This is a genomic window from Salinimonas profundi, assembly GCF_014750655.1.
GTDB classification, from domain to species: Bacteria; Pseudomonadota; Gammaproteobacteria; order Enterobacterales; family Alteromonadaceae; genus Alteromonas; species Alteromonas profundi_A.
The window spans coordinates 80,415-96,887 of the sequence record NZ_JABBXD010000003.1 but is presented as its reverse complement, the minus strand read 5'-3'; the positions used below and the strand labels follow the sequence as shown (position 1 = coordinate 96,887).

General features: G+C 48.3%; 13 protein-coding genes and 1 pseudogene. 10 read left to right on the top strand and 4 right to left on the bottom strand.

The annotated features are described in order from the left end of the window. Positions 1-59: 59 nt before the first annotated feature. From HHX48_RS07800 to HHX48_RS07765, 8 genes and pseudogenes are all read left to right on the top strand, one after another. A complete protein-coding gene (locus tag HHX48_RS07800) occupies positions 60-350 on the top strand; it encodes a co-chaperone GroES (protein WP_139757679.1) in 291 nt (96 codons plus the stop codon). Between the two features lie 34 nt (positions 351-384). Continuing rightward, on the top strand, positions 385-2,031 hold the full coding sequence (groL, locus tag HHX48_RS07795) for a chaperonin GroEL (RefSeq protein WP_191023884.1): 1,647 nt from the start codon (positions 385-387) through the stop codon (positions 2,029-2,031). Between the two features lie 126 nt (positions 2,032-2,157). Further along, the gene (locus HHX48_RS07790; protein WP_191023882.1) at positions 2,158-2,706 is read left to right on the top strand and encodes a cupin domain-containing protein; all 549 of its coding nucleotides are present in this window, start codon (positions 2,158-2,160) and stop codon (positions 2,704-2,706) included. Between the two features lie 70 nt (positions 2,707-2,776). Beyond that, a complete protein-coding gene (locus HHX48_RS07785; protein ID WP_191023880.1) occupies positions 2,777-3,187 on the top strand; it encodes a hypothetical protein in 411 nt (136 codons plus the stop codon). A gap of 18 nt (positions 3,188-3,205) precedes the next feature. Then, entirely contained in the window at positions 3,206-4,204 is a 999-nt protein-coding gene (locus HHX48_RS07780) for a S41 family peptidase (protein ID WP_191023878.1), read from the top strand. 92 nt (positions 4,205-4,296) lie between these two features. Further along, positions 4,297-4,572, top strand: coding sequence for a peptidylprolyl isomerase PpiC (ppiC, locus tag HHX48_RS07775; RefSeq protein ID WP_191023876.1), 276 nt, complete (start codon positions 4,297-4,299; stop codon positions 4,570-4,572). Positions 4,573-5,007: 435 nt separating this feature from the next. Further along, entirely contained in the window at positions 5,008-8,574 is a 3,567-nt protein-coding gene (locus HHX48_RS19045) for an FG-GAP repeat domain-containing protein (RefSeq protein WP_191023874.1), read from the top strand. Between the two features lie 154 nt (positions 8,575-8,728). After that, positions 8,729-8,944, top strand: a pseudogene (locus HHX48_RS07765) (peptidylprolyl isomerase); the annotation flags it as partial. An 8-nt stretch (positions 8,945-8,952) separates the two neighbouring features. On the opposite strand, the gene HHX48_RS07760 reads toward HHX48_RS07765, so the two are convergent. After that, positions 8,953-9,840 (bottom strand): LysR family transcriptional regulator, encoded by an 888-nt coding sequence (locus HHX48_RS07760; protein ID WP_191023872.1) that lies wholly within the window; start codon positions 9,838-9,840, stop codon positions 8,953-8,955. A 123-nt stretch (positions 9,841-9,963) separates the two neighbouring features. Between HHX48_RS07760 and HHX48_RS07755 the strand changes: the two genes are divergently transcribed. Continuing rightward, complete coding sequence (locus HHX48_RS07755) at positions 9,964-10,452, top strand: DoxX family protein (RefSeq protein ID WP_191023870.1); 489 nt, start codon at positions 9,964-9,966, stop codon at positions 10,450-10,452. Positions 10,453-10,516: 64 nt separating this feature from the next. Here the strand turns inward: HHX48_RS07755 and HHX48_RS07750 are convergent, their stop codons facing one another. From HHX48_RS07750 to HHX48_RS07740, 3 genes are read right to left on the bottom strand one after another with little or no spacing between them, the layout of a single operon-like run. Beyond that, positions 10,517-12,733, bottom strand: coding sequence for a xanthine dehydrogenase family protein molybdopterin-binding subunit (locus HHX48_RS07750; protein WP_191023868.1), 2,217 nt, complete (start codon positions 12,731-12,733; stop codon positions 10,517-10,519). Further along, complete coding sequence (locus tag HHX48_RS07745) at positions 12,723-13,745, bottom strand: FAD binding domain-containing protein (protein ID WP_191023866.1); 1,023 nt, start codon at positions 13,743-13,745, stop codon at positions 12,723-12,725. The genes HHX48_RS07750 and HHX48_RS07745 overlap by 11 nt, the downstream gene beginning before the upstream one ends. Continuing rightward, positions 13,742-14,242: a (2Fe-2S)-binding protein gene (locus HHX48_RS07740; protein WP_191023864.1), complete on the bottom strand. Its 501-nt coding sequence runs from the start codon at positions 14,240-14,242 to the stop codon at positions 13,742-13,744. Before HHX48_RS07740 ends, HHX48_RS07745 begins: the two co-directional genes overlap by 4 nt. Positions 14,243-14,545: 303 nt before the next feature. On the opposite strand from HHX48_RS07740, the gene speA reads away from it, so the two are divergent. Continuing rightward, positions 14,546-16,462 carry a biosynthetic arginine decarboxylase gene (gene speA / locus HHX48_RS07735; RefSeq protein ID WP_191023862.1) on the top strand — a complete coding sequence of 639 codons (1,917 nt, stop codon included), beginning with the start codon at positions 14,546-14,548 and terminating at the stop codon, positions 16,460-16,462. Positions 16,463-16,473: the final 11 nt, after the last annotated feature.

The following is a 16,473-nucleotide window of genomic DNA, read 5'->3' as shown; positions in this document are numbered from 1 at the left end:
GTGTGAACGTCTTCCAATATCTAACATTTGTATAGTTGGAATTTTCAGGAGACTTGAAAATGGCAATTCGTCCTTTACACGACCGCGTTATTGTTAAGCGCTCAGAGCAAGAATCAAAATCAGCAGGCGGAATCGTTCTGACTGGCTCTGCAGCTGAAAAATCTACACGCGGTGAAGTAATCGCAGTAGGTAATGGTCGCATCCTAGAAAACGGCGAAGTAAAAGCTCTGGATGTTAAAGTTGGCGACACCGTTATTTTCAGCGACGGTTACGGCGTTAAAACTGAGAAGCTGGACGATCAGGAAGTACTGATCATGAGCGAAAGCGACATTCTGGCAATCGTAGAGTAATAACCGTTTCAACCGTATTTAGAGGAATTTAAACATGGCAGCTAAAGAAGTACGTTTTGGTGATGACGCCCGCACAAAGATGCTTAAAGGCGTTAACATTCTAGCAAACGCAGTAAAAGTTACCCTTGGTCCAAAAGGCCGTAACGTTGTTCTGGATAAGTCATTCGGCGCACCGGCTATCACTAAAGATGGTGTATCTGTAGCCAAAGAAATCGAACTGGAAGACAAGTTCGAGAACATGGGCGCGCAGATGGTGAAAGAAGTAGCGTCTAAAGCCAACGACGAAGCGGGTGACGGTACAACAACAGCGACTGTTCTGGCGCAAGCTATTGTAACTGAAGGCTTAAAAGCGGTTGCTGCAGGCATGAACCCAATGGACGTTAAGCGTGGTATCGACAAAGCAGTTGCTGCTGCGGTTGAAGAGCTTAAGTCACTGTCTACTGACTGTGCCGACAGCAAGTCTATCGCTCAGGTTGGTACAATCTCAGCGAACTCTGACGAAGAAGTTGGCCAAATCATTGCTGAAGCAATGGAAAAAGTCGGCAAAGAAGGTGTTATCACTGTTGAAGAAGGTCAGGCGCTGCAAAACGAGCTTGACGTGGTTGAAGGTATGCAGTTTGACCGCGGTTACCTGTCTCCTTACTTCATTAACAACCAGGAAAACGGCACGGTTGAACTGGATAACCCGTTCATCCTGTTAGTAGACAAGAAAATCTCTAACATCCGCGAACTGCTGCCTACACTTGAAAATGTAGCAAAAGCAGGTAAGCCACTGCTGATTATGGCAGAAGATGTTGAAGGTGAAGCACTGGCAACACTGGTTGTTAACAACATGCGCGGTATCGTTAAAGTTGCTGCTGTTAAAGCACCAGGTTTCGGTGATCGTCGTAAAGCGATGCTGCAGGATATTGCTATCCTGACTGGCGGAACTGTTATCTCTGAAGAGATTGGTCTTGAGCTTGAAAAAGCACAGCTGGAAGATCTGGGTACAGCGAAGCGTGTTGTTATCAATAAAGATAACACAACCGTTGTCGACGGTGCTGGCGACGACAAGGCAATCGAAGGCCGTTGTGCACAAATTAAAGGTCAAATCGAAGAGTCATCTTCTGATTATGACAAAGAAAAACTTCAGGAACGTCTGGCCAAGCTGTCTGGCGGTGTTGCAGTAATCAAAGTTGGTGCTGCTACAGAAGTTGAAATGAAAGAGAAGAAAGACCGCGTTGAAGATGCGCTGCATGCAACCCGTGCTGCCGTTGAAGAAGGCGTGGTACCTGGTGGTGGTGTTGCATTGGTTCGTGCTGCAGCAAAAGTACTTGAGCTGCAAGGCGAAAATGAAGACCAGACACACGGTATCAACCTGGCGCTGCGCGCTATGGAAGCACCACTTCGTCAAATCGCAACCAACGCTGGCGCAGAAGCATCAGTAGTTGTAAATGCGGTTAAAGGCGGCGAAGGTAACTACGGTTACAACGCAGGTAACGACACTTACGGCGATATGCTGGAAATGGGTATCCTTGACCCAACTAAAGTAACGCGCTCTGCACTGCAGTTCGCGTCTTCAGTAGCCAGCCTGATGATCACTACCGAAGCCATGGTAGCTGAGGTGCCTAAAGAAGAAGGCGCTGGTGCCCCTGACATGGGTGGCATGGGCGGAATGGGCGGTATGGGCGGCATGATGTAAGCCACCCATAAGCTCAATGCTTAAATGAAAGGCGCTCTTCGGAGCGCCTTTTTTGTATGTGAATGAAAATAATAGTCAATATCTTTATATGCACTATAGTTAATGTTGTTTCACTGAGCCAAGCTTATGAATTGCCCTCTATTATTGCTTACTATTCTATCAACATTACTACTTTTCTCACCGTCATATGCTCACACCGTAAGTGAAGCAGATGAGGGAGCTGCTATTCACTTTCCCGGCCATACTTCATATCTGCTGGCTGATGCACAAGCCACTGAAGCGAAAACTGCCATTCTGGAGCTCGAGGTGCCTGCGAAGTCAATGGGCGCCCCACCGCACACCCATGCCAATGAAGATGAATTCTTTTATGTCCTGGACGGTGAGGTGTCGTTTTTTGATAAAGAGGCCAGCAAAGTGCTGACAAAAGGGCAGATGATTACGCTGCCCAGAAATAATGTGCATGGATTTTACAATGATTCGGATAACTCTGCCCGGTTGCTATTAATTGTGTCACCGGGGGAATTTGCCTCGTTCTTTGATGCAGTCGTTATGTCGCTAGAGTCGCAAAGCGGCAATGTCGATGTTGGTCGCATCATTGCACAGGAAGCCAAAAAATATGAGGTGACTGTGTTACCACAACACATGCCCGAGGCGGCAAAAAAGCTGATGAAGTAATAATTCGCAGGGCTTTCTTGAGTTTTCGCAGGATGTCACCACGTACTATTGTGAACAGGGAATAACAAACATGCTGCGAAACGGATTACTCAGATTACTACTTTTATTGTCCTTTATACTGGTAGCACTACCCACTCTCAGTGAGACATCTCAGGCAGGCAGTACTGCCGCGCAATATGTATTCGTAGAACACGATGACAACAACCTGTCAGACATCATTGCGGGCGTTAACTGCACCAAAACAAGTGTTTTTTCCGATATTCGCCAGCGTGCTCAATGGTCTTTGGTCGATGTACGGATACTCATTCCGGATTCTGTTGAAATCGTAGCGGCGGTTTTCAGTGATCAACGCACCCCCTGGCTACAATTCAGTCCTCCTTTTGCCACGCGTTCGGCGTTGTTGAAGAGTACCAACCTTCTATATCAGCAGCTTTCTATAGCCGATGAACGCTCTTTTTCCATTAAAACATCCATCCTTTAAATCAGAAAAAGAGCAAATATGAATAGTTATCTGAAATGCGCACTGAGTGCGCTGCTTTTAGTTTTATCCAATAATTCCATGTCCTCAGTGACTGAATATACCGACAATGCCCAACCGGTTATCAATGAGTCCAGCGAGCCGTTGAGCCGAAGTGAAAAATCGACACTGATTGATAAAACGCTGACGGTGTTTGAAGAAAATTATATTGATACCGGCGCTATCGACCGGGTAACAACGCTGATTCGACAGCAGCACGAGCGTGGAAGGTACCGGTCTGTATCAACGCTCAATGACTTTGCGGAAGTCATCGGCAACGACTTTAAATTGTTCGCCGACGATCTGCATCTAAGTTTGAGCGTCAAACGCGCAGACGAGCCGGTCACACATATTTTGTCCGAGCAACAAGGCAAACTGACGTACAACAGGGCATTTGAGACTGTCAGCTATCTGCATGGCAATACAGGTTATCTGAAATTCAACAAGTTTTATTCCGCTGATGACGCCTGGGATGTCGCAGATGCTGCATTCACATTTTTGCAAAACAGTGACGGTTTGATTATTGACATGCGCGATACGGTAGGCGGTTCGCCTTACCTTGCTCAGCTTATGTTAAGCTACTTTATTGCTCCTGATACCCCCTTATGGTCAGTGGTTGGTCGTGACCAGTCGGTAAGCCAGCGTTCGGTGGCATTGACATCTTCAGACCATACTCGCTTTCAATCTGACTACCCGGTGTGGATCCTGACCAGCCAGCAGACTGCCAGTGCCTCAGAGCTTTTTGCCGGAGTGATGCAGGCGCAGGGTAAGGCGGTGCTGGTAGGTGAACAGACTGCCGGAGCCGGATTCTACGTGGGCGCGAGAAAGATTACTGAAAAGCTGATTTTTCGTATCTCATTGTCAAAACCAATATTGGCGGTGACCAACACAAACTGGGAGAAATCCGGGCTTACCCCCGATGTTGCTACAGAACGTGTCGATGCACTGGATGTTGCTATCGCGCTTTCCCTGAACCAGTGATCGTTAATGGAAAGCGCCGTCAGGCGCTTTTTGATTACTGTGGAAGCGGCTGGTGTAGGTTATAATGCGGCTTTGAACTACTGGTTGATGATATGAAAGCTGCAGCACTACACATACTGGTCAAAACAGAAAAAGAAGCGCTTGCCATCCTTCAACAGCTGAAGAAAGGCAAAAACTTTGCTGCGCTAGCGAAGCGCCACTCTGTTTGTCCTTCTGGTAAACGCGGCGGGGACCTGGGTGAGTTTCGTCGTGGTCAGATGGTAAAGCAGTTTGATGACGTCGTTTTTAAAAAGCCGTTGCTACAGGTGCACGGCCCGGTAAAAACCAAATTTGGCTTTCATCTGATAAAAACGCTGTATCGCAGTTAGTTCTGGTATATTCAGCATTTCAGCCAGGATTCGGTGAATCTCAATCGCGAAATTACCAATTGAAGAGCTAAAAATTGGTAATTTTACCTCGCAATCATCGCTGGCTGCCCTTATGTATATTTTGCTAGTCATGTTTCAATCATAACCGGTGTTTATGCATGCTTTGCGTTATACCGACTTCTTTCCAGCACTTTCCCTACAAATAGCATGTCCCAGCCAAGTAAGCCTCAAGATACCAACGACAGAGGCTCTCGCTGCTTCATTTTTTACTCATAAACATCATTTACAACTCGATTTCACAACTTTATTTGATGTACTATTTATATGCGATAAGGGTGTCGTTGTAAGTATCAGGGATGAAAATGAAATTCTTAAAATATGCATTATTGGTTGTTTTGGCCAGCATGATGTTGGTTGCCTGTGGCGGTGGTTCCGGTGATAGTTCACCCCCATCAGAGGGAAGTATCCCCCCCCCCCGAAGATAATACGCCGCCAGAAAATAGTCCTCCCCCACCAGAAGATACCGAGCAGGGTGTCGAAGCTACGCCTTCGCAAATTATAGCCGATGCAAAGTCCTACTCTACCGAGCAATGGAAAACCGCAGGCCATTCACTGGCCGAAAACGCGTATAGCGGCAGTACTGAGAAAGCAGTTCTGGATATTGCGCTGGCGCAGCAAGTTTATCGTATTATGTTTGACGATAATCTATTCGTGGTACCTGAACTGTCCCTGCATGGTGATATTACGGATAGCGTTCTCAACGAGAGCGGTCTAATTGATGCTGAATTCGACTGTGATCTTGGCGGCAGCGTTATTTACAGTGGGCAGTTCGAAGCAAACGGCACTGGCAGAATGACTATGGTGTTTGATAACTGTCTTTTATACAGCAATGAATTTGCTATATCAGGTGTGGCGGGTATTTCTTATGATAATAAGGACGTATTTGGCGCGCGTTATTCCATATACTTCGATGCCTTAAACTGGAAGCAGGACAAAGCGATATCATTGTCCGGCATGATGTCTTTCAATGAAGACTATGATTTAGAAACTGGCAATTATTACAGTTCAAGAAGTCAGTATCTGACGGCAAGAATTGAAGGCGAAACTTACCTCATTGATTCTGATAAGAAAATTAGCCAGACCGACCGGTCTAATGTTACGTCTGTTGATGGGCGAATGAGTATTGGCTCCAGAGGATATGTCGATTTTTCCCTATCGGCTGACGGACTAAATCTTCCATATCTTTATAATTCCGCTTTTTATCTGAACGATGATGAAGCCTTTCTTAATTTTGTCAACGACGCAGTGGTCTACATCGCCGATACCGATGATGATGGTGAAAAAGACGCCGGACGCATTGAAGATATATACAACTTTCTTGAGTCACCAATCAGCGAATTGACTTTATTACCGCTGGATGAGCTTTCCAGTCCGCCAGGAGCTGAAGGTCTGAATGTTGTGACAGAGCGCGTAGTTGCTTCATCCGACATAGTAGTGGCACCCGGATACTATTTCGATTACGAAACGCCAAAGGAAAAGCTAGACATATCCTACAACTGGTACATTAATGGCGTGTTACTGGATGACATTCATGGTGACACGCTGCCAGCGTACTCAGCCAGAACCAGTGATTATGTTTATGTCACGATGTTAGTCTCTGACGGCACCTACACCACAGAATCCTGGGAAGAATTCATAAATTTTGAAGAGTCGCGATCAGAACTTACTGTAAGCGATGTGCCTGAAGAGATTTCGCAGGGTGATGTCGTCACCTTTTCTGTTGTGCTTACTAATGCAGACATCGGTGGAGACGGCAACCTCGCTGCATTAACAGCAGCACCGGAAGGCGCCACCATGTCAGACGACGGTACGGTAACCTGGCAAGTACCAGACAACCTGTTGTTCAGCCACCAGGAATATACGTTTGGTTTCAGCAATAAATTAGATCCGAACAATCATATTGAAGAGAGTTTTAACCTATCTGTCAGCAGTGATAAGGGTATGCCGCTTTTCCGAACAGGAATCGAAGTGCCGACAACGAACAAATCTCAGTGGGTGGCAGATTTCGACAATGACGGGCGCAATGAACTGCTGAGTACAGATAACTATGCGCGTATCTTCCTGTTGGCGTTGGAAAACGGAAAGTATCAACAAAAATGGGCTTATCCTTATGCCATAAGTCCGGAACAGCGTATTGTTCAGGTGCTGCCGGTGGATATGGATCAGAACGGCACGCCTGAGATCCTGGTCCTCAGCGAGCATAATATGTGGCTGATTGAGGATCTGAATCGGCCCGCACGTAAGATTTTCGAGACTGAAGAATATTTACGTAGCGCTTTACTGGCTGATATGGACGATGATGGCGCTGAAGAAATCATCTATCGTTACGCGCCTAATGAATATACATCAGACGCTAATACCATCGTTGTAGCCGAACTGGATGACGAATTTTCAGAAATCCATATGTTTCAGACGGATGAGATTGACGATATGGCTGTAGGTGATGTCGACGACGATAGCAATCTGGAGCTGGTGCTGAACAACGGTTTGGTTTATGACCTCACTTCCGGTGCAAACGAATGGTATTTGGGCACCGGGTTTGGTAATTCTTTTGTGACCGCAGGTGATCTGAACGGTGATGGCATTGATGAAATTGTGGGTGTCGACAACTGGAGCAACATGTACGTCTTTGACGCGGTCACTAAATCTCAACTGGCTTCTCAGGCTGTGGAAGATACCTGTGATGTTCAGGCGTTTAATCTGTACAAAGACACCACCGATGAGCTAATTATCAGTGACTGCCAGTGGGGTAATGCAACCGCTTATACCCTGGATAGCAATAATCAGCTAGAAGTACTTTGGGCTGTAGATTTGCGGGATCACGGCTCGACATCGCTGACCGTGGGCGATATCGATAACGATGGCGTGAATGAAGTACTGTGGGGAAGTGGTGTCAGCAGCTCTGGCGCAAATGTATTAGTGACTGCAGATATCACGAGTAACTCTGCTTCACTTAAGTCTGAAACATCAGATGTACAGCTGGATAGTTTCACCGCGTCAGGCTGGTCTGATATTTTTCCAGGTGACAGGCGTGGTGTGTTTATGGTGCCTACCACTGGAAGTAGCTACGATGGTTTAGCGGTCGTTACTCTTACTGATACCGGAGAGATGACCGTCAACAGCGACCTGTCATCGGGTTGGCGCAACGGCCGTTATAGTGCCACGACAGATTACAACAACGATGGCATGGGTGATATTTTTCTGCCCACCGCGGGACCTTTTACGGACGGTTTCGGTGTTTATCGTTTAAGTGATATGACTGCACAGTGGACAGTAACTGGCGATCACAATACTGAGATCCGCCAAATTAAAGCGATGGATGTGAATAGCGATGGCTATGATGATGCCATTGTTGTTGATGGCAGCAAGATTAAAGTACTGGATGTGCAGAACCAGATTCAATTGGCCAGTTACAGTTTCGGCGACAATATAGTTGACCTTGATATTGCTATGATCGATGGCACGCTCACCGTTGTGGTTTCTCAGTACGACCTGTTACAGGTGCTGACAATGGGAGAAAGTTCGTTCTCAGCACACGGTGCTATAGAGAATACCGAATGTAGCAACGTGTTAATCTATGGTGAAGGTGAGTCCCGTAGCTTGGTATGTTGGGGTGCTTACGACAATAATTACTGGCGCACGATGACGTTGCAGGATGGAGAGTTGAGTAATCTCGACCACGTCTCTTTAGATATCAATGTGGGAGATATTGTTTTAGATCCCAGCGATGCAACACGTTTTATTGTTGCATCAAGTAACGGTCAGCATTGGGGGGCCACTAGCTCAAGGATCCATAGTGTTACCGCCGATGGCCATGTCATCTGGTCCAGCCCGGAACTCGTCGGCAGTGCCGACGCGGCTTCGCTAAAGGCAAATGAAAAAGCCGATGGCACACTGGAAATTTTGTTTGGTACCTCCATGGGTATGTACTGGATCCACTGAGTCAAAGTACACAACGAGGCAAGGCATCATCAACACAGTTGGTGCCTTTTCGCATTCCTGTTCGCTATGATGCAAGAAAATATGTATCGAGTAACGTCTGACTGCATCCGTGGTTAATATCTTAGTAAACTGAAAACGAACCCTTGTCTACTCTCGAGTAGCCTTAAAAAAAGGGAAAATCTTCTATCTTTCGCAGAAGTATTCAAGCTTTCTGTCAGTCGAGCGCTGCGGGGACCTGGGTGAGTTTCGTCGTGGTCAGATGGTAAAGCAATTTGACGACGTCGTTTTTAAAAAGCCACTGCTGCAGGTGCATGGGCCGGTGAAGACGAAATTTGGCTACCATCTGATAAAAACACTGTATCGCAGTTAGTTGCCAGTCTATTTATACAGGCCTTGCTCCCAGTAAGGCGGATCGCCGTAGTAATCGCTGATAAAATCAATAAACGCCCGCAACTTACTGGTCATCAGCGTTCGATGCGCATAAAGGGCATATAAGCCCAATGGTGGCGGTGCACAGTGTGTCAGGATAGCCTTCAGCGCATTGCATCTTATGGCGCCTTCTACAATAAATGATGGCTGAATAACAATACCTGCGCCAGCAACAGCACTCTGGGTCAGAAAATCCCCGTTATTACAGACTAGCGCCCCATCGTTGTCGGCTATCAGTCTGGGTTCGGTAGTGGTATAGGAATAGCGTAACACACGATGCTGTTTCAGCTCATCCCACTCCATAGGCTCTCCATACCTGGACAGGTAGTCTGGTGACGCGCAAATTACCATGGTTATCGGCGTGATTTTTCTGGCGATCAGGGATGAGTCTTCCAGCGTGCCTACCCGTAATGCAACATCAAACCCTTCCTCAACAATATTCACTTTACGGTCATTTAATTGCAAATCAACAGAAATCGCCGGATGCTGGGCCTGAAAATCGGTAATCAGCTTACCCATTTGTGAGACGGCGAAGGAAACCGGCGCACTGATACGCAGCGTACCGCGGGCGTGTGTTTGCAACCCACTAAGCTCATCTTCCAGCGCGGTCAGCTCGTCCAGAATATGTCTGGCCTTTGGCAGGTAACGCTCACCGGCTTCTGTAAGATGAACCCGGCGGGTAGTGCGGGCCAGAAGTCTGACACCTAATGCTGTTTCAAGCGCACTGACATACTTACTGGCCAGCTGGGATGATATTGACAGCGACAACGCAGCCTGAGTAAAACTGCCGGTCTGCACCACGGTAACGAAGGTGCGCATTTGCGTGAGTTTATCCATAGACTATCAACATTTTATTGCTAATCATTCAATAATAGCTGTATTTATCATTTCATGTTAATAGAATAAAGTTTAATCATTGTTGAGCAACGGGCTCAACCCGACAACGACAGGGTGAAGATTATGAATTACGCGACAATGATTTTTAAAACACAAGGTATTGGTCAACTGCTTCTGCGTGTACCGGTAGGGATAATTCTGATGGCACACGGGGCGCAAAAGTTATTTGGCTGGTTTGGCGGTTACGGCCTTCAGGGCACCGGACAGTGGATGGAAAGTATCGGCCTGGCGCCCGGTTTTTTAATGGCGCTACTGGCGGGCAGTGCAGAATTTTTTGGTGGGCTGGCGCTGATTCTTGGCTTACTGACGCGTCCCGCTGCGCTGGTGTCGGCATTTACCATGATTATTGCGATATTTTCCGTACATATTCAAAACGGTTTATTTATGAGCAACAATGGCTATGAGTTTGCGTTGAGCCTGCTGGCGGCTACCGCAGCGCTGACTGTACAGGGCGCTGGTGCGTTTTCTGCTGATGCAACGATTTATCGCAAGCTGTCAGCATCAAAAAGCGCGTCCGGCGGTAAAAAACCAGCGGGTGCGGTGACAGCCTGAGACACTCAATCTACAAAAAAGCCCGCTCTGCACTCGTGGCAGGCGGGCTTTCTAAGTTGTCGCTTTAGCCTAGTGCGGCAATAACTTTATCGGGGGTTATCGGGAAGTCGCGAACCCGGGCGCCGGTTGCATCACACACCGCATTTGCGATGGCTGCGCCGGCCCCGGTAATGCCCAGCTCGCCAATTCCCTTACTGCCCAGTTTACAGGCTTTATAATCAGGCTCCTCAATAAAGCTGACACTAATATCACCAATATCGCGATTCACCGCAAAATGATATTCAGCTAAGTCGCAGTTTACGAAGCCGCCGTGGCGTCTGTCGCGCTGCAAATCTTCAAACAGCGCGTAACTTGCGCCCCACACCATGCCACCCTGTAACTGTGAGGTGGCGGTTTTTTTATTCAGAATCTGACCGGCAGAAAACACGCCGTGTTGACGCTTAATACGCACTTCTCCGGTAACAGTATCTACCGTTACTTCGGCAAAGTGCGCACCACAGGAGTACTGCTCGTAGTCATCGTGGCTTTCCCCAGGCTCAACCTCACCCTTCGCTTCAAGTTGCTGACCCTCGGTCTCTTTAAGTAAATCTGCAAGGGAACGGGATTGCTGGGTATTGCCTTCTCCGGCTATAACCTGGTTATCATGCAGCGCAACAGTGTGAGTGCCCTGAGCCAGCCCCATCATCTGACATAACTGAGCGGAGAGTTTCTCACAGGCATTGCGCACCGATGTTGCACTACTGGAGGCACCAAAAGAACCTCCTGAGCCGCAGGACGCGGGGGAACGGCTGTCACCCAGATTAATGGTAATGTTACTGGCCGGCATATCGAAAAAGTCGGAGACGATCTGACTTAAGATGGTATAGGTACCGGTGCCAATGTCCGTCATATCGGTAAACACGGTGATTTTACCATCATTTTCTAACACTATTTTTGCTTCACTGGGCACAATCATGTTCATGCGCATGGCAAGAGCTACACCGTAGCCTTTTTTCACCGTGTTGTTGTCTTCGCTTTTCGATCGTTTATCCCAGCCGAACTCTTCTGCGCCCTGCTTTAAACACGCTTCCAGATGGTGGGTCGAAAAAGGTTTGCCGGTTATCGGATGTGCAGGCGCGATATTGTTTAGACGAAACGTGACCGGGTCGGTTTCACTGGCCAGCGCCAGCTCATCAATCGCCGACTCAAAGGCCAGCGAGCCGATGGAGTCGCCTGGCGCACGACACGAGTCAATCATCGGGCTATCGACCACCTTAACCCGGTGTACACTCTCAATAGCGTCGGCTTTATAGGTTATACGCGCTACCGCGCCGGTGGCTTCAGCAAAGGCGTAGTCCTGCGCCATCGGCATGGCACTATGGTGAGATATACCGTTAATGTGGCCGCTATTATCAGCACTTAACGCGATTTTTTGAATACTGAAACCACGATGTGGCGCGCTATGAAACACCTGGCGACGATGTAATGCTACTTTCACCGGCTGCTGCAGATGGATGGCACCCAGACACGCTAAAATCGCATCATTATGCAGCCCAAGCTTTGAACCGAACCCTCCACCGACAAACGGGCTTTGAACATGAATTTTTTCTTCAGGCATGTTCAGCGTATTGGCCAGGCAAGTTACAGCACTCGCCAGTATCTGGACACTGGTGTGCACGTGCAGGATATCACCATCATAATAGGCAATTGTGGTATGTGGCTCCATGGCCGCTGAGATTTGGCTGGGCGTGCGGTAAGTCATATCCAGCCGCATGGAACTGTTTAACGCATGATCAATATCGCCGCAAGACACATCGGGCTCAAAACCGCCATCAAGTGATTCCGGAGTGGTTTGCGCTTCTTTTACATCGTCCAGAAAATCCGGCCCGTCAGTGGCAACGTCGTGGGTTATCAGACTGGCTGCGTAGCGCGCCTGTTCGAGGGTTTCGGCAACAACCAGCGCAACCGGAAAACCGGCATAGCGAATGGTCGTATCGTTCAATACAGCCCGGCTTTGGCCAAATCGCCCTTCATCACCGGGCTCGGAAAATGGCCGTTGGTCTGGTGCATTGTGATAGGTCAGCACAGCCTTCACGCCGGGCTGAGACTCAGCGTCGGCAGTATCGACGTGAGTCAGTGTACCGCCGGAGCGGGACGCGCCAACATACACTCCGACCAGGGTAGGCTGATCAAATTCAAACTCACCGGCATAGGTGGCTTTTCCCTGTACCTTTAGCGGCCCGTCTATACGATCTACGGCTTCTCCGATTTTTGTCACTGATTGGTGCTTACTAGCGGGCATGAATGGCTCCTTGATGGCCAGGGTGCGCCATCTGCTGTCCCACCGCCTGTTCCAGAACAAAGGCGGCGGTACGCTTAATTAACGGAATCTTAAAGTCATTGCTGCCAGCGCCTCGGGCGGCACTCAGCTCAATGTCACAAGCTTGGGCATACAGGTCGCTGGTGGCGGTTTTGCCCCGTAAGAAATCCTCGGCACTTTTGGCATGCCAGGGCATCGTGCCTACACCACCAAAAGCAAGTGATACATCGTCTATTACACCATCTTTGAGAGTGACATCGCAGGCTACTGAAACCAGCGCAAATGCATAGGATGAACGATCCCGGACCTTTCGGTAAATTTGTGTACCACGGGGGCGTTTAGGAATATCTACACTGACAATAAGTTCATCCCCACCCAACACTGTTTCAATGTGCGGAGTGTCGCCAGGTAGCCGATACAGTTCACGGACGGGAATATGTCGTGAATTACCGGCAGGGTTGATAGTTTTAACCTTTGCATCCAGTGCAGCCATCGCCACTGCCATATCAGACGGGTGCGAGGCAATGCAATGTTCCGAGGTGCCCAGTACCGCGTGAATACGGTTGAAACCATCCAGCGCGGCGCATCCCGAGCCAGGCTGGCGTTTGTTACAGGGCTGATTGGTATCGTAAAAATAGTAGCAGCGTGTGCGTTGCAACAGATTACCACCGGTGGTCGCGCGGTTTCGTAATTGTACAGTGGCGCCTGATAAAAGCGCCTGACTTAGCAGGCTCAGATCCTCTTTACGATAAGCAAAGTTGGCCAGGTCGGTGTTGCTGACCATGGCGCCAATCTGATAAGTCTCGTCGGTCTCTTCAATAGTATCAGCGCTTTCCCAACCACTGAGATCCACCAGGGTATCCGGCGTTTCGATTTGGTGCTTCATCAAATCGACAAGGTTGGTACCGCCCGCCAGAAAGCGACTGTTTTCAAAGCTATCTACGTCGTTGAGATGCTGGGTATCAGTCAGACGATTTACAGTAAATGGTCTCACGAGACCCCCTTATTATCGCGGGCAATATTCACAGCATCAATAATATTGCTGTAGGCGCCACAGCGACAAAGATTGCCGCTCATCCGCTCTTTGATATCTTCGTTATCGCTGTAGTCTGATTCGAACCACACGGTACTGGGCGTGTTTTGTTCCAGCTCGCTCATCAGCGCGACGCCAGAACATATCTGCCCGCTGGTGCAATAGCCGCACTGAAACGCATCACATTTCACAAATGCCTGTTGCAGCGGATGCAATCCATCATCGGTGGCAATGCCTTCAATGGTCGTGATTGCTTTACCTTCAAGCTGAAAAGCCAGCAGCAGGCACGCATTCATGCGTTCACCTTCGACCAGCACCGTGCACGCCCCGCATTGGCCGTGATCGCAGCCTTTCTTAGCGCCAAAAAGTTTTACATGCTGGTGCAGAAAGTCCAGCAATGTTGTTCGTGGATCATCAGGTAATGCATACTCCTGACCGTTTATGGTTAGTGCCGCCATAGAAGTGGTCCTTGGGCTTTGAGACGTGCAGGAATGCACATAAAAAGTGATACCTTCATATACGGGGTGATAGGGTTATGGTTTACCTTTAAACAACGAGACAGGATGCTAAGTGAACTGTATCGCGCTGTTCGGGTAGAAATGAAACGCCGCAGAGTTACTGTGGTGCTGTATGAAACGAAGAATTTGCACGAATAACAGAAATTTCATAGCGTAGACAGTAAGCTTGATTATAATACGCAAAATTTTACTGACACATGCGTCCGACTTGTAACGGCGCACTATTTTACGGAGAAGGCAACATTGTCTGAGTGGAGCATCGAAGAAGCTGAAAAACTTTACGGCGTATCACGCTGGGGTGGTGGATATTTTGAAGTTGGCGACAACGGAAACGTGCATGTGACACCGGTTCCGTCGGATAAAAGTATTCGTATTGATTTTCAGGCTTTAATTGACGAAATACGCGACGAGGGAGTTCAGTTCCCGGTCGTTGTGCGGTTTCACGATGTTTTGCGATCGCAGGTGGCCAGCCTGAATACCACATTCAGAGATGTTATCACTGAGGCTGAATATACCGGTAAATATCAGGGCGTTTATCCGGTGAAAGTTAATCAGATGCGTGAAGTGGTTGAAGAGATTGTTGATGCCGGAGCGCCCTTTAACTACGGTCTGGAAGCGGGCTCTAAGGCGGAGTTAATTACTGCGCTGGCGCTTAATAATAATGAAAACTCTCTGACTATTCTCAATGGCTACAAAGACGAAGAGTGTATGCGTCTGGCGCTGTTGGGTCGCAAGCTCGGGCGCAAGATGGTGGTGGTGGTTGAAAAATACACCGAACTGCTATTGCTGGTCAAAATCGCGAAAGAGCTGAATATCGATCCTATTATCGGTGTGCGATCGAAGATGACAGTGAAAGGGCGTGGTAAATGGGAAGGCTCGGGTGGCGAGCGGGCTAAGTTCGGTCTGACCATTTCGGAAATCATCAAAACCGCGCGCTATCTCGAAGAGCAGGGAATGGGCCATTGTCTGAAGATGCTGCATTTTCATATTGGCAGCCAGTTAACCGATATCCGCGCGGTAAAAGAAGCCATCAGCGAAGGTGCCCGCATCTATGCCGATTTATATAAGATGGGTTTCGAACTTGATTATGTGGATGTCGGCGGCGGTCTGGGCATTGACTATGATGGCAGTGCATCGACCAATGAATCTTCCAGAAACTATACCCTGCACGAGTACGTTGCTGATGTGGTGTATGGCATGAAAGAGGTCTGCGATCTGGAAAAGGTTCCGCACCCGAATCTGGTCAGTGAGAGCGGTCGGGCAATCACAGCGCATCATAGTTGTGTTATTACCGAAATAGTCGGAGAAATCCGCTCTAACAGCGCGGAAATTGATACCAGCCCGGCTGAAAGCGAACATGTGTTCGTTAAAAACATCCGCGAGCTGGAAGATTATTTTGATGAACAATCATCAATGCAGGAAGTATTCAACGATGCCTCGCAATACAAAGAGCAGGCGCTGGATGCGTTCAAGCTCAGGGTTTTGAGCTTAGAAGAACTGGGCAAAATTGAAACCATCTACTGGCGTATTATGTCTCGTCTTCGTACTTGGTATGCCAATGAAGAGTATGTGCCAGATGAGTTGCAGGAGCTGGATTACAGCCTGTCTTCGCAGTATCTGTGTAACTTCTCAGTGTTTCAGTCTGCCGCGGACACCTGGGCTATTGACCAGCTGTTGCCGGTAGTGCCACTGACGCGTATGAACGAAAAGCCAACAGTTAATTGTACGCTGGTGGATATCACCTGTGACAGTGACGGCAAACTTGACCAGTTTACTGTTGGCCGTGAGATCACGGACATTCTGCCGATGCACCCGCTTAAAAAAGGTGAAAATTATTACGCAGGCCTGTTTCTGACAGGCGCCTATCAGGATGTAATGGGTGATATGCATAATTTGTTCGGGCGACTCAATGAAGTGCATATCTACAGCCATGATGATGATCCGCAAGACTTCTACATTGAGGAAGTTGTTAAGGGCTCGTCAGTACAGGATGTGCTGAACATAATGCAGTACAACCCGCGGGCCATGGCGTATGACGTCAAAAAGCTGATTGATAAGCAGGTCTCTGCCGGTAACATCCGTCCCAGAGAAGGGGTGCGCTGGACCGACTTTTACGAAAATTGTCTTGCCGGGTATACCTACCTTAAAACCGGTAGATAACGAAGGCAAAC